Here is a 13,836-nt window from a genome sequence, read left to right on the forward strand (position 1 = left end):
TATGTGGAAAACGTTTTTCGGAAGGGCTTCTAGGGATCCGACTCCATCAGGATGGCGAACCAAGCGAAGCCGGCTTGCGCGGGTAGACGCCAAGCTACACCGTGAGGAATAAAAGACCTTCGGAAAGTTCCGCCTGCAAGACTAGGGCGAGACTTTGCGGAGGTCTTTCCTTTTTTTGCAGGAAACAAACAAAGGGGTGTGTAACGTGAGGTCGATTGAGGTTGAACAATTGGAGAAGACATTTCAAGTCAAGAAAAAGCAAGCCGGATTTGCGGGCAGTCTCAAGTCGTTGATTAAGCCGCATTATACGGATAAAGCCGCGGTTGAAGGCATTACGTTCTCCGCCGAGCAAGGAGAGACGGTCGCTTTCCTCGGGCCCAACGGAGCGGGCAAATCAACAACGATCAAAATGTTGACCGGCATTCTTCATCCAACCTCCGGAAAAGCGGAAGTGCTGGGCTGTTGTCCGTGGACGGAACGGGCAAAGCTGGCTTACCGCATCGGCTCCGTATTCGGACAGAAGTCGCAGCTGTGGTACCATCTCCCGCCGCTGGATACGTTCGAGCTGATGAGCCGGATTTACGAGCTCCGCCGGGAGGAATACAAGGCGCGTCGCGACGATCTGATCGAGCGCTTCGAGCTTGGCCCTTACTTGCATACGCCCGTTAGGAAGTTGTCCCTCGGTGAACGGATGCGCTGCGAGATAGCCGCTTCTCTCCTTCACCGTCCGCAAGCCTTGTTCCTCGACGAGCCGACGATTGGGCTGGACGCAGTCGTCAAGCAACGGATCCGGGAGCTGATTCTGGAGATGAACCGCGAAGAAGGCACGACGATCTTTCTTACTTCGCATGACGCCGGCGATGTCGAGAAGCTATGCGACCGCGCGATTGTGATTAATCATGGAGGACTCGTATTTGACGGACGGGTCGACTTCATGAAGCAGCAGTTCCTGACGCATAAGACGGTTCAGCTCCTGCTGGAGGACGATCCGGGGCCTATGGCGCTGGAAGGCGTTGAGGTGCTGAGCCGGGATGGATCGCGCTTGACGCTTAGCGTGGACACCGGACTTACAACGATCGAATCCGTTCTGTCCGCCTTGATGGCGGGCCACCGCATCGTCGATATGACCGTTCAGGATCCGCCGATGGAGGATATTATTACAAGGATGTACGGGACGTTTCAGGCAAAGGAGGCGGCGGGATGATCAGCTTAACGAAGCCGGCGAAATATGTGTTTATCGGTAAAATTACGCTGCGCAGCCAGCTGGCCTACGTGGTTGATTTTCTGATCCGATCCGTGTTTTTGCTGCTGATCTTATATATTTTCATGCAGTTATGGCAAACGACGTTTGCGGGAGAAGGAACCGCAACGATTAACGGCTATAGCTTTAAGCAGATGATGTGGTATCTCGTCTTTACCGAATCCATGGTGCTCGCAACTCCAAGCCTCAGCACACGGATCGAAGAGGAAGTGAAAAGCGGCGACGTTGCCTTTAAGCTCATCCGGCCGATCAGCTTCCTTGCTTTCCATTATGCCGAATATATGAGCGAGGTAGCTATCCGTTATGTCATCAATCTGATACTAGGCTCTGCGATTGGCTTGCTGCTTGTCGGTCCTTTGCCTGCAGGCATTGGCCTCGCCTGGCTTCCGATCATGGCGCTTGGCGGCTTCACCGTAAACTTTATGCTCGGCATGCTTGTTGCCCTTAGCGCTTTTTGGGTGGAGGAAACTCGCGGGCTCGAATTCGTGTATAACAAAATTTTGTTTACCATAGGCGGGATGCTGATGCCGTTAGAGCTGTTTCCGGAGAGCCTGCAGCGAATCGGTCACTGGCTGCCTTTTCAGACCGTCGTTTATTTTCCGGCCCGTACGGCGGTTGGCATGCATCTTGATCAGATCTCTCGAGCCCTTGCCGTGCAGTGGCTGTGGGTTGTCCTTATTGGAGTGATGGTATGGCTGTTATACCGGATGGGGGTGCGGAAGCTCAATGTTAATGGCGGATGACAAGTCGTATACGGGCATATCCGAACATGACCAGCCGGGCAGGCTTAAGCGCCTGCTTCGGTTCACGTCGGCAAGCTGGAGGCTTAACCTGGCAGGTGCCATGGAATTCCGGTTCAGCTTCCTTCTGACGGTTGGATCCATGATCGTAAATAATATCGTCTGGATTATATTCTGGGGCATGTACTTCAAACGCTTCCCGGTCCTCAATGGCTGGACGCTTCAGGATGTGATGATGATGTGGGCGGCAGCGTCGGGCGGATTCGGAATCATGTCCGTTTTCTTCGGCAACGCAACCCGGCTTGCCAATCTGATTGCTACCGGGCAGCTGGACGTCTACCTGGCTCAGCCTAAGCCGGTGCTTCTGAACGTCCTCATCAGCCGAATGTCGGTGAGCGCGATCGGCGATCTGCTATTTGCCGTATTCATCTTTATAGGGTTTGGCGACGTCTCGCCGGTTGGAATCGTTAAATTTACGGCAGCCCTGCTAATTTCCGGCATGATCTTTATTTTCTTCTGCGTGATTGCCGGCTGTCTTTCGTTCTGGCTTGGCAATACGGAAGGATTAAGCTTTCAGCTGTTTAACGCGCTGCTCGTCTTTGCCACTTACCCCACGGCTATATTCAAAGGATTCGGCCGGCTTGTCTTGTTCACCGTTATTCCTGCCGGCTTCATCAGCAGCATGCCGGTATCGTTCATTCGCGAGATGGACCTCCCCTTCTTGTACGGAGCATTAGGCATGACAGCCTTATTGACCGCCGGAGGGATCCTGCTCTTTTACCGAGGCTTACGAAGATATACATCCGGCAATATGATGGGGTTACGGCGGTAACCTAGTTAAAGCAAAAAGATCGAACCCCAGAACAAGCGGGGTTCGATCTTTTTGCTTTAAGCTGCCACGTCTCTTCGCGTGAACATCAGCCAGGATACCAGATTAAACGCCAGGAAGTAGACAACAAGCACGCCAATGGAGAAGGACAGCGTCATTCCGTCCTGAAACGGTCTTCCCTCCAAATACTGCGTCAGATCCGTATTGGCGAATAACAAGTATTTGCTCCACTGATAACGTTGCAGCACCTCTAGCAATATATTGCCCGCAAACAGAATTCCGATGGAAAATCCGATAGACATCGCGCTGCTGCGGAAAGCCGACGAGATCATAAACGCTATCGTGACGTACATAATTGTGGACACGCCATTGAGCATGTACGTTTCCCAGAGATGAAGAAACATATTTTTTTCGGCGGTATGTCCATCCTTTATGCTTACCAAGGGCAAATCCATATCGTGAAAGCCATACAGAATGCCGTTCAGCACGACGGATAGGACGAACAAAGTAAGCAGCAGGACCATGCTGAACAGCAGGATAGAGATATACTTGGAGACGAGGATTCTAATTCGGCTGGCCGGGCGTATGAGCAATAGCTTAATGGTTCCGGTTGCGAATTCGCTGGCTACGATATCTCCTGCAATGATGATGGTGAATAGAGTGATCAATATCCCTAGATTCGCCGACTCATTAATCCCATCCCAAATCGTTCCTTTTGTCGTCCGGATATTATGCTCAAGATGATAGTCGATGACGGCAATCCTATCCTCATAATAAGTACGGTTCCCTTCATTCAGGTCAGAGCTTTTTAAATGATCGCTCCACATTTGCTTCTCTTGCTTCAGCTCGGCTCTCCAGCCTTCGCCTTGCGCGTCCTTCCCGTCATGCCACATCATGATGTTGCCGAATAGGACAAAGGCAGCCATAAGCCCGATAAGGATCCAGGTTCGCGTCCTTCTGTAGATTTTCATATTTTCGTTAAGCACTAGGTTAAACAGCCTGCCCACCTCCCGTTAATTCCAGGAAACCATCCTCCAAGGAACGGCGAACCTTATTGACGCCATAAATGCGGATTTGATTCCGGACAAGCTCTTCCAAAATATCCGGTACGCGTTCCCGCTCCACCGTCAACTCGATAAGTCCTTCTTCCGTGACGGAGAGCTCCTGCACTCCGGAAACCCGCCTTATAACAGCCATAGCCTGATCCGGCAGATGCGCTTCAATCTGATAGGTTTGGAGCGGAGCGTTCCCTTGGGTAAAATAATCAATCGGCTTCACGTCAACCAGCTTGCCTCTCTGCAGGATAGCCACGCGGTCGCACATCAGCTCCATCTCCGAGAGCAGATGGCTGGAGACAACGACCGTAATGCCTTCCGTGCGTGTCAAATGCCGCAAATAATCGCGCAGCTCGCGAATGCCCTCAGGATCGAGACCGTTTGTAGGCTCATCCAGAATCAATAAAGCCGGTCTATGCAGCAAAGCTTGCGCTACGCCAAGCCGCTGACGCATGCCCAGCGAGTACTTTCGGACCTTTTCATGGATGCGGCTTTCCAGCTTTACAAGCGAGACAACCTCGTCGATCCTCTCCTTGGTCACGCCAGGGATCATGCGGGCATAATGGACAAGGTTGCGGTAGCCGCTCAAATACTTGTACATCTCCGGATTTTCCACGATGGCGCCGACATGACGGATGGCCTGTTCGAATTCGGTCTTTATATTTTTCCCCTTGATCAGAATTTGGCCCTTCGTAATCGACATCAAGCCCACGATCATGCGGATGGTCGTTGTCTTGCCGGCACCGTTTGGTCCAAGGAAACCGAATATTTCGCCTTCCGGCACGTCAAACGTAAGATCGTCGATAACGTTTTTTCTTCCGATCCGCTTTGTTACATTCTGCAGACGGATAACAGGTTCGCTGCTCATTGATTTAATAGCCTCCCAAACAATAAATATCGCATCGATAATCGTTTTGATAATATCACGGTATTTATCGTTTTGCAATAAATTATTATTTCATTTAAATACGTTTTTGTTGTTAGAAACAATTCATCCCTCTAAATGCGAAAAGCCCGGACTCTCTCCGACAAGCTTGGAAAGAACCCGGGCTTTTCTCACGCCATGCTAAGCATTAGCTTTTAATCTTCGTTCCAGAACAAACGGACCAAACGGCAAAAAGGCGGCCAGAACCGCTCCCGCAATGCGGATAATCTTCCACTTGAACAGAACCGCCATCACCGCAATCGCTACCAAATAAACAGAGAATAAGAACCCGTGAATACCGCCCGTTACCGCAACGGCCTCCGGACTATCGAACATGTATTTCAAAGGCATCGCTATTCCCAATAGGACTAGAAACGAGATTGCTTCCAAATAGCTGATCCAGCGAAACCATGTCCGGACGGATTGCTCCATTCGCACACTTCCTTTCTCCTTTTCGATAGAATCTATTACGTATCACGCCTACTCTTCGTTTCTCTCGTTTATCGCAAATTCGTGTCCATTCGATGACCAAAGAAAAAAGACGGCTCCCAAAGCGAAAGACTTTGAGAACCGCCTTCTCCTTACACGATGCCTGTCTGTCGTTCATTCACCCGTTTGATACCCTTTCTATCCGACCGTTTGATAAGGTTCGCCGATAACAGCATTCCTGCGATAACGATAACTCCGCCAACGATTTGGGAGACCAGCAGCTGCTGGCCCGTCAGTACGGAGAGGATAGCCGTAAAGATCGGCATCAAATTCATCGTAATGCTGGCTTTGCCGGCTCCAAGCTGTTTGACGCCTTGGTTCCAGAACAGGAACGAGCCGATGGAAGGGAAAAGCCCCAGATAAATAACTCCCGTTACGCCAAGGGCTGTAAGATGTTCGGTTTCCAACGGCTGGATAAACAACAGCGGAATCATGCAAATGACGCCTATTAAAGCCGTAAAGGCCACAAACGTTATCGGAGGAAGATGCTGCGCGCGTTTGCTGATAATGGAGTAAATGGCCCACAAGAACACCGCGATCAGCAAAATGCCGTCTCCTTCATTATAAGTGGTGCGGAATGCGCCAAGCAGATGCCCCTTCGTTAATACCGTCAGCACGCCGAGGAAGGATAATACCAATCCCGATCCTTGCCACACCGTTATTTTTTCCTTCAGGAACAGCAGCGACAACACGATCATCACAGCCGGAGTCAAGCTATTAATCAGGCTGCCGTTTGTTGACGAGGTATGCTGCAAAGCCGTATAGGTAAGCAGCGTGTAGAATACGACGCCTACCAGAGACAGGAATAACAAGATCCCCCAGTTCGCATTCCACACCTTCCTCCAGTTTGGTTTTTCAATAAGCTGAGCCATCGGGATCAAGGCCATAGCCGCAATTGCCCAACGTAAGAAGGCTGCCCAGATCGGCGGAAAATCGGCCGTAACCGACTTGCCGAAAATCAAATTGCCCGCCCAAAACAGATTCGCTAATACTAGAAAAAGCCATGCTTTTGTTTTCATGCTCAAACACTCCTCTCCCTGGTTAACTCCAGGTCTCTCTTTCTCTTGGTCTATAATCATGTTACAATAAACCTGATCATAAATAAAATGAATATAAGTAATGAAGGAGATACCAAATCTGTTATGAACAAATCACTTCTTCAATTGATTGTTGCGATTTCGGAGACCCGCAGCTTTACGACCGCCGGGGAGAAAATGAATATGACGCAGCCGGCCGTCAGCCGTGCCGTCACGACCTTGGAACGCGAGCTTGGGGTTACGCTGCTGATCAGGGACCGGCGTCAAGGAGTTGCCCTCACTCCCGTGGGGGAGCGGATTGTCCGGACGTTCAGGGAAATTCTTCAGGGGTACGATAAGATCGACCAGGAAATCGCGAGCGAAAAAGGAATGGAGACCGGCAGCGTCCGTATCGGAGCATTCCCGGTTGCCGCTACTTATTTCGTGCCCCAACTGATCCGTCATATGAAGCAGCAATATCCCAACCTGGAATTCAGCATCGTTGAAGGCACGATCGCCGATGTGCAGGAATGGCTGGATAATCGCGAAATTGACGTCGGCCTTCTTATCCCCTCCGACAAAACGGCTTTTTCTTATCCGCTTTACCGCGAGGGAATTTATGCGGTTATGCGCGAAGATCATCCGCTGAACGAAAGGGAGATCATTAGCCCGGAAGATTTGCGGAATGAGCCCATGCTCATCTGCAAAGCCGGCTATGAGCCCCCGGTCTTGAAGTGGTTTGAAAGCGCCGGAGAATCGCCAACCATTAAATACATTCTCTACAACTACAGAACCGCGCTTCAGATGATTCTGGCGGGTGAAGGAGTAGCCGTCATGTCCGAGCTGTCCCTTCTGGATCTTCCCCCCGGAATCGTCTTGAAGCAGATCTCTCCGGCGGCTTACCGCGATATTCACATCGCTTCGGGCCCACTGGAGGACTGCACCATCGCGGTAAAAGCTTTTATGGAGGCGGCACAGAAGCTTTTCCCTTTTGCAGCGGAACCTAAAAAGGCATGAATCGTCCGGGTTCAAGCCTTTTATCTCTTGCTATGCTCCTATCGTCCGACGGTCGGGAGCTCGAGCAAGTGAGATATTTTGCAATCTTTACGAAAGATTCGGGCAAACTTGAAGAGAAATAAATTTAATCGCATCCGCTGTTGACATCAAGTCAACTTTACGTTGTAACCTTGATTTCGCGAGGTGAGAATCACTTGTATCAAATTTCAGAGGTATCCAAGCTGATTGGCCTGCCGATTCCAACCATTCGGTATTACGAGCAATTGGGATTAATTGAAGAGCCGGCAAAAAATGCCCGGGGATATAAAATCTACGATCAATTGACGATTGATTATCTGCAATTTATCGTCAATTTGAAGGACACGGATATGTCCTTGGAGCAGATCAAAAGCTATGTTGACGCTTATCGGGCCAAGGACTATACGCGGTGCCACGAGATTCTGCGGGAGCACGCCGTCAAGATGGAGCTTGAGCTTGAGAAACGCCAAAGGATCCTGGAGAAGGTGCAATACAAGGTGACTCACTTCAGTAAACTTCGAGGTGGCGGTATTTAATGCAACAACCTATTCCATCCGGTTATTCGGCTAGAACAACGGCTAACCATATCGTGAAAGACGCTGATTTGACGGGTAAAATCATCATCGTTACCGGAGGTTCCGCCGGTCTAGGCTTGGAATCGGCCAGAACGCTCGCGGCGGCGGGCGCCAAGGTGGTCGTGCCTGCCAGAAACGTCAACAAAGCAAGCCAAGCTCTCACCGGCCTATCCAACGTGGAATTGTATCCGGAAGAGATGGATCTGAGCAAACGGGAAACGGTTGAAGCCTTCGGCAGATGGTTCCAGTCGCGGTACGACAAGCTGGACATCCTGATTAACAGCGCCGGAATAATGGCTATTCCGCTCTCCAGGGATGAACGGGGGAATGAAATGCAAATCTCGGCCAATTATTTGGGGCATTATCATTTAATCCATCATCTTCTGCCTCAGCTGAAGAAGGCGAACGGGGCCAGGGTTGTCACCTTATCCTCCCGAGCCCATTGGTATTCGGCCTTTAACTTCGAGGATCCTAACTTTAATCATTCGTCATACGACAAATGGATCGCTTACGGTCAAGCGAAGACGGCCGCTGCCTTGCTCAGCGTAGCGGTAGACGAGCTTTTCAAAGAAGATAATATCCGCGCTTTTACCGTTCATCCGGGCAGCATCGTGACCGGTCTCTCCGATGCGCTGTCGGAGGAAGAGCTTACGGCGTTTGGGGCGATCAAAGCAAACGGTGAACGCGGCTACGAACAATACGACAACGAGAGAAAAACGATTTCCGAAGGGGCGGCAACCATCGTATGGTGTGCGGTCAGCCCTCAATTAGACGGACATGGAGGTGTCTATTGCGAGAATTGCGATATTGCGCCTCTCCATACGGACGATGGTATGACCGTGGGTGTTAAAGCATGGGCGATCGATAAAGCAATTGCACTCCGATTATGGGAGGAAACTCCGCGATTGTTTAACTAATATTCCCGAAAATAAAAACAAGCGGTCCTATGTATTGTTTTAAATTTTGCACACAAAAAGCCCCAGCTAGGGGCTTTTTGTATAATAATCGTTTAAAATGTTAACTGAATGAAATGAGAGGTTAACTCGTCTGGATGTGAAAAAAATGGCGAGTGGTCTGAATCCAATGTAATAATCCGATTATTCGGATACTCGTTATACATATCTCTTTGTAAAGCAATGGAAATAGCTTTATCTCTCAAAGTTTCTATATAAACGCGAGGAATCCTTCCGAATCTAGCGTCCGTGAGCTGCACGGGTGTAAAAAATGGGGCCAGCGGCTCTAGACAAAGTTTTTCCTTTGCTTTAATTATGTCATCTTCCACGCAATCGCCGTAAAATGAATCCTTTATCCGTTCGTCCCTTAGATTCATGCACGTTTCATCCTCGCTTATGATAACAATAGAAGGAGATTTTTTTTCTTTTTTCTCGTTTTGAGCAATCTGAATCAACGTCTGATTATTTTTTGGAAGATAAGCGCATAAATAAACAAGCTTCTCAATTTTTTCAGGCAGGTACTCGGCTGTCTGGCTGATGACAAGCCCCGCCATACTGTGACCTACCAAAATGACCTTCCCTGACTCCTTTTCCAGAATAGCGCTTAATTTGTCCGTATAACTTTTTAAATTCACCTGTGATACGGGCGTATGATCTTGACCATGCCCAGGCAGGTCCAAAGCGATTACCCGGTGCCCCGCTTCTTCTAATCCGGGAATTATTTTCTCCCAGCACCAGGCTCCATGCCACGATCCATGTACTAGCACGAACGTACTCATCATCATCACTCCAATATGCATGTATTAAATCATTACCCTAATGAGCGTTGGTTGTTTAGCTTTATGTCATGTTCAACGATGTACTGTAATTAGCCGATGTCTTTCACAAACTCGGGATCGTTGTAAGGAGAAGCTACCCATCCTTCCGTCTCGATGAAGAGGCGAACTGCTACAATTTTTCGGTTGTCCATCAGCGTAAAGAAATGGGGCTTCGACTCCGGAACGGAGATGACGTCGCCAGCCTCGAGTTCAACGTCAAAATAGCCGATATCATCCGTGCCTTTAATGATAAAAATTCCTTTACCCGCCGTAATGGCCCGGATTTCATCTTCGGAATGCGTGTGTACTGCTTCGAATTTTTGCAGCAGCTCCTCCAAGTTTGGCGTGGCCTCGGACAAGGTAATAACGTCCCAGATCCTGTAGCCGCGTCGAGCTGCCAGATCTTTAATCTCGGAATCGTAGATCGCGAGAATTTGCTGCTTCTCTTCGTCGTTCAGTAAGAATTTCTCCTTAAGCTCTTCCGGGAGTTTAGCAGAATCCCAATGCTCATACAAGATTTCCTGCTTGTCTAGAAAGTCAAGCACTTGATCTTCAGCTTCAATGCGCTCGTCCGTATTGCGAATTCGAATTTGTGCCATAAGTATTCCTTCCTTCTTCTACAGATTTCTGGTACTGCATAAGGCGAATGCTTTCTGGACGTGCTTGACTCATTTGCAACATCCTCTTCAAGTGCTTCAACTGCCTCGGAGTCCACTATAGCAGTTCTTTATTTTTTTCATAAGGAGGCTATTTTTTTAAATATACTTTAGAAAATTAAAGTCACGTTACATAGTAAGGCGCCATCGAGGGAAGTACTCCGGCCCCGATGGCGTCTATACTCATGCTTACGATTCCGATCAAATCTTGGCCAAATACTCGATCGAGGTCACTTGATCGTTCTCGATGACGAACCGTAATTGGGACTTGCCTTGGTCATAGACGTACAAATTCAAGTTGTTGGTGAACTTGTCGCCATAGGCTTTGATCACGTCGCTTTTCTTGTTGAACAAGGTGACGCCTTCCTTGGTGGCCACCGTATCGTCGAACAGAATGACGGACGCGATATAATCGACCCCGTCCTTCTCGTAGGCATACACGTCGAAGCTGCTGTATTGGTAAATTTTATTGAGTCCCGGGAAAGCGCAGGCTTGCGATTCGAAATAACTTTGCGGTTTTCCCAGTTGCTTCAAGATCGGCGCCGCTTCGGCATGCATCGGAATCGGGATTCCATTCGCCTCAAACACGTAGCCTTCGCTGCTTGCTTGTTCAGGCGTCCCGGAAGCCTGGGTCGAAGCTGGCGAAGCAGCGGCTCCTTCCGTCTGCGTCAACGCGCTAGGCGACGCGGATCCCTCCTCCGTCATTTTGTTCCCGCAACCGGATAGTACCATTAGGAGGGCGATCAGCCCTATACTTGCTTTTTTCAACGTAAACACTCCTTCATCCATTCTTATCACGTTTCGACTTTATAGCGTTTCAGGTATCCGTATTTGGCGAGCTCGTCCAATTGATCCTGCTTCATCCGATCGTAAAAGTCGATTTTCTTTTGCCAGATCCCGCTCCACGTCTTGTCAGTACGATGATCTTGCAGACGGTAAGTATCCGCCAGGAATGCTCCGAAGTACGCAGCTAGCTTTTCCGCTCCGTATACGTTCAGATGCAGGCCCGCGTCATAGGTATCCGTCTGCAGGTCGATTCCGGCATCGTCCATGTGCTTCAGAAAATTGATGTAGGTTAAATCGTGGGCCGCAGCGTACTGCTCCATCTGGGTATCCCACTCGTCGTGCCAATGCGGGTAGATCGTCGGCGCTTTGACCAATACGAGTTGGATACCATTTTCTTTGCACAATTCCGTCAATCGATCCAAGTAGCTATAGGCGTTGGAACCGAATCGGTAATCGGGAAGCCTCGGAGCTCTCGGAACTCTTCCCGCCGGCTTCACGTCTACTCTCATATAATACCCATTGTGGAATAACTTCTCCTTGCCGAACAAATTCGTGAAGTCGTCTTTGCTTAATTGATCCCATCTGGAATGAAAACGCAATAAGGGCGCTAGGTAATCGACGAGATGCTCGCTGTTCATCATGGACGCTTGAATGCTCTTCAGCTTGGTTGCCGAGAGTTGCATCCCATCGAGCGTCATGCGGTTATATTCTTCTTTTTGCGGTTCGTTGTACTGCATGGCGAGAACGTTAAAGACGACGACTTTCGGCTTCTCGTATTTCAGCGTCTCTTCCAGCAAATAGTACGACTGCCAGATCAACTGTTGCGCGCTGCCGCGGATATAGCTCGTAATCCCGTATTTCTCCCACAGCGTTACCGGCGAGAAATTCTCGTACACTTCGCAGTCCCCGAGGAATATAACGTCGAAATCCTTGCGTTTCTCTTTGTAATATTCGCCGATAAGCGAACCCTCGACGATGCCGGATACGTATTTGGGCATAAGCAGGCGTTGCAGCACATACAACGAGCCGAGCAGCAGAACGATCGCGACGGCTCCGATTATAAGCTTCTTCCGTACCAATGTCCCCTCATCCCTCCTTTGAAATCAGAACTGATTATAGATAAATTGCTTCGCGTCATAACCGACGCCGTAAGCCCCGAAGACCAGAATCGAGAGGATCAGCATGCCGTAAAGCGAATACCTTACGCCAATCGGCTGCGCCTCTATCTTCTCCCTCACGCTCCCGCTTCTTTGAAGCAAGCTGACGATTCCGACAACCGCTAGGCTCAACAGGATTAAGACATAGTGACTAAAAGAGATGCCCAGATGAAGCAGCGAACCGTCGAATAAGACTCGATAATTGAAGGTCGTGAACATGGACCCGAACATCTTGAACGTCAGCGGCACGTCCATGTAACAGTCGAACAGCCGGATCGAGCTCATCAGCAGCAGCGTCCGCACGACTTGGAAAGAGCGGAATCCGAACGTATGCTTCACATTAAACTTTCCATGGAACCAATCGTAGAACGGTTCCAGTTCTTGCGAGATAAGAATGATGATACCGTTCGCCAGTCCCCATGCGATGAAGTTCCAGCTGGAACCGTGCCAAATGCCGGTGGCGAACCAGGTCGTTAAAGTCGCTAGATACACGGGAGCGCGTTTGCCGATCGCGTTGCCGAACCGCCGGCGGGAGAACTTCGACAGGGCAAGCATCGGCTTCGAGACGGACATCGGGAAGAAGACGTAATCCCGGAACCAAGCGCCCATCGAAATATGCCATCTGCGCCAGTAATCCGTGATCGACTTGGCGAAATACGGTCTCAGGAAATTTTCCTGAACCTTGACGCCGAGCACCTGGGCAATCCCGATCGTAATATCGATACCGCCTGAAAAGTCGGCCAACAGCTGATACGCGTATAACAACATGCCAACCAGCACGAACGCACCGTTATAGTGATCGGGATCGTCGAAAATCGTCCGAACGCCCACCGTGAGTTGATCGGCGATGACCAGCTTTTTGAAAAATCCCCATGCGATTCGCTGCAAGCCGAACTTTACGTTGCGGCCGTCGAAGTCGTGCGGGCCGTACAACGTCTTGCCCAATTGATCGAATCGGCTAATCGGTCCTTGTATGACTTCGGGGAAAAAGGAAACGAACAGCGCGAACTTGAACAGATTGCGCTCCGGCGGAAATTTCCCCCTGTAAATATCGATCAGGTAAGCCGCGCTCTTGAACGTATAGAAGGAAATGCCGAGCGGAACGGCGATTGTCCAGAAGGAAATGCCGCCTTCGCTTCCGAAAGCCCGGGCGATGAGATTGATGTTCGCGATCGCGAAATCGGTATATTTGACGAAAGCAAGAATGCCTAAGGCCACGAACAAGGCCAGCAGCATCGGGATCCGTTTTCTTCCTTTCATCTTGGATTTATATTCATTGATCTCGGGCTTGGTTAATTCTTGCTTATATTCCCGCAAATACGCGGATTCGGTCTGCACCAAGTCGCCGATTCGGCGTCCGGCATAATAAACGCAAACCGTCGTCGCCGCGATATAAGCAAGAAATTGAAGCCCGGATAACGCATAGAACAAATAGCTCGCGATGAGAAGCAATACCCACTGGTATTTTCTCGGAATGAGGTAATAGAAGACGAACAAGACAACGAGAAAGAGAATGAAACCGTATGAGGTGAAAAGCATGA

15 protein-coding genes are annotated in these 13,836 nt (G+C 49.7%); 6 read left to right on the top strand and 9 right to left on the bottom strand.

Going from position 1 to position 13,836, the window contains the following annotated elements; genetic code table 11:
- Nucleotides 1–205: 205 nt before the first annotated feature.
- From EV294_RS10270 to EV294_RS10280, 3 genes are read left to right on the top strand one after another with little or no spacing between them, the layout of a single operon-like run.
- Nucleotides 206–1,204 (top strand): ABC transporter ATP-binding protein, encoded by a 999-nt coding sequence (locus EV294_RS10270; protein ID WP_132306415.1) that lies wholly within the window; start codon nucleotides 206–208, stop codon nucleotides 1,202–1,204.
- Nucleotides 1,201–2,004 carry an ABC transporter permease gene (locus EV294_RS10275; RefSeq protein ID WP_132306417.1) on the top strand — a complete coding sequence of 268 codons (804 nt, stop codon included), beginning with the start codon at nucleotides 1,201–1,203 and terminating at the stop codon, nucleotides 2,002–2,004. The genes EV294_RS10270 and EV294_RS10275 overlap by 4 nt, the downstream gene beginning before the upstream one ends.
- On the top strand, nucleotides 1,988–2,833 hold the full coding sequence (locus tag EV294_RS10280) for an ABC transporter permease (RefSeq protein ID WP_207918125.1): 846 nt from the start codon (nucleotides 1,988–1,990) through the stop codon (nucleotides 2,831–2,833). The genes EV294_RS10275 and EV294_RS10280 overlap by 17 nt, the downstream gene beginning before the upstream one ends.
- Before the next feature lie 56 nt (nucleotides 2,834–2,889).
- On the opposite strand, the gene EV294_RS10285 is transcribed toward EV294_RS10280, so the two are convergent.
- From EV294_RS10285 to EV294_RS10300, 4 genes are all read right to left on the bottom strand, one after another.
- Nucleotides 2,890–3,816: an ABC transporter permease gene (locus EV294_RS10285; RefSeq protein WP_132306419.1), complete on the bottom strand. Its 927-nt coding sequence runs from the start codon at nucleotides 3,814–3,816 to the stop codon at nucleotides 2,890–2,892.
- Between the two features lie 4 nt (nucleotides 3,817–3,820).
- On the bottom strand, nucleotides 3,821–4,753 hold the full coding sequence (locus EV294_RS10290) for an ABC transporter ATP-binding protein (RefSeq protein ID WP_132306421.1): 933 nt from the start codon (nucleotides 4,751–4,753) through the stop codon (nucleotides 3,821–3,823).
- 198 nt (nucleotides 4,754–4,951) lie between these two features.
- A complete protein-coding gene (locus EV294_RS10295) occupies nucleotides 4,952–5,242 on the bottom strand; it encodes a DUF3817 domain-containing protein (protein WP_132306423.1) in 291 nt (96 codons plus the stop codon).
- A 149-nt stretch (nucleotides 5,243–5,391) separates the two neighbouring features.
- Nucleotides 5,392–6,318 carry a DMT family transporter gene (locus tag EV294_RS10300; protein ID WP_132306425.1) on the bottom strand — a complete coding sequence of 309 codons (927 nt, stop codon included), beginning with the start codon at nucleotides 6,316–6,318 and terminating at the stop codon, nucleotides 5,392–5,394.
- Nucleotides 6,319–6,441: 123 nt separating this feature from the next.
- On the opposite strand from EV294_RS10300, the gene EV294_RS10305 reads away from it, so the two are divergent.
- The 3 genes from EV294_RS10305 (at nucleotide 6,442) to EV294_RS10315 (ending at nucleotide 8,842) form a co-directional block, all read left to right on the top strand.
- Nucleotides 6,442–7,332, top strand: coding sequence for a LysR family transcriptional regulator (locus EV294_RS10305; RefSeq protein WP_132306427.1), 891 nt, complete (start codon nucleotides 6,442–6,444; stop codon nucleotides 7,330–7,332).
- 194 nt (nucleotides 7,333–7,526) lie between these two features.
- Nucleotides 7,527–7,886 carry a MerR family transcriptional regulator gene (locus EV294_RS10310; protein ID WP_132306429.1) on the top strand — a complete coding sequence of 120 codons (360 nt, stop codon included), beginning with the start codon at nucleotides 7,527–7,529 and terminating at the stop codon, nucleotides 7,884–7,886.
- Nucleotides 7,886–8,842, top strand: coding sequence for an SDR family NAD(P)-dependent oxidoreductase (locus tag EV294_RS10315; RefSeq protein ID WP_132306431.1), 957 nt, complete (start codon nucleotides 7,886–7,888; stop codon nucleotides 8,840–8,842). The genes EV294_RS10310 and EV294_RS10315 overlap by 1 nt, the downstream gene beginning before the upstream one ends.
- 92 nt (nucleotides 8,843–8,934) lie before the next feature.
- On the opposite strand, the gene EV294_RS10320 is transcribed toward EV294_RS10315, so the two are convergent.
- The 5 genes from EV294_RS10320 to EV294_RS10340 all read right to left on the bottom strand — a co-directional run bounded on the left by EV294_RS10320 (nucleotide 8,935) and on the right by EV294_RS10340 (nucleotide 13,834).
- Nucleotides 8,935–9,657: an alpha/beta fold hydrolase gene (locus tag EV294_RS10320; RefSeq protein ID WP_132306433.1), complete on the bottom strand. Its 723-nt coding sequence runs from the start codon at nucleotides 9,655–9,657 to the stop codon at nucleotides 8,935–8,937.
- An 89-nt stretch (nucleotides 9,658–9,746) separates the two neighbouring features.
- Nucleotides 9,747–10,295: a 1,2-dihydroxy-3-keto-5-methylthiopentene dioxygenase gene (locus tag EV294_RS10325; protein WP_132306435.1), complete on the bottom strand. Its 549-nt coding sequence runs from the start codon at nucleotides 10,293–10,295 to the stop codon at nucleotides 9,747–9,749.
- 258 nt (nucleotides 10,296–10,553) lie between these two features.
- Complete coding sequence (locus tag EV294_RS10330; RefSeq protein WP_132306437.1) at nucleotides 10,554–11,120, bottom strand: hypothetical protein; 567 nt, start codon at nucleotides 11,118–11,120, stop codon at nucleotides 10,554–10,556.
- A 26-nt stretch (nucleotides 11,121–11,146) separates the two neighbouring features.
- On the bottom strand, nucleotides 11,147–12,217 hold the full coding sequence (locus EV294_RS10335; protein ID WP_132306439.1) for an SGNH/GDSL hydrolase family protein: 1,071 nt from the start codon (nucleotides 12,215–12,217) through the stop codon (nucleotides 11,147–11,149).
- Between the two features lie 24 nt (nucleotides 12,218–12,241).
- Nucleotides 12,242–13,834 carry an MBOAT family O-acyltransferase gene (locus tag EV294_RS10340; RefSeq protein WP_132306441.1) on the bottom strand — a complete coding sequence of 531 codons (1,593 nt, stop codon included), beginning with the start codon at nucleotides 13,832–13,834 and terminating at the stop codon, nucleotides 12,242–12,244.
- Nucleotides 13,835–13,836 lie beyond the last annotated feature (2 nt).

Source organism: Paenibacillus sp. BK033 (genome assembly GCF_004345425.1).
In the GTDB taxonomy this organism is placed as follows: Bacteria; Bacillota; Bacilli; order Paenibacillales; family Paenibacillaceae; genus Pristimantibacillus.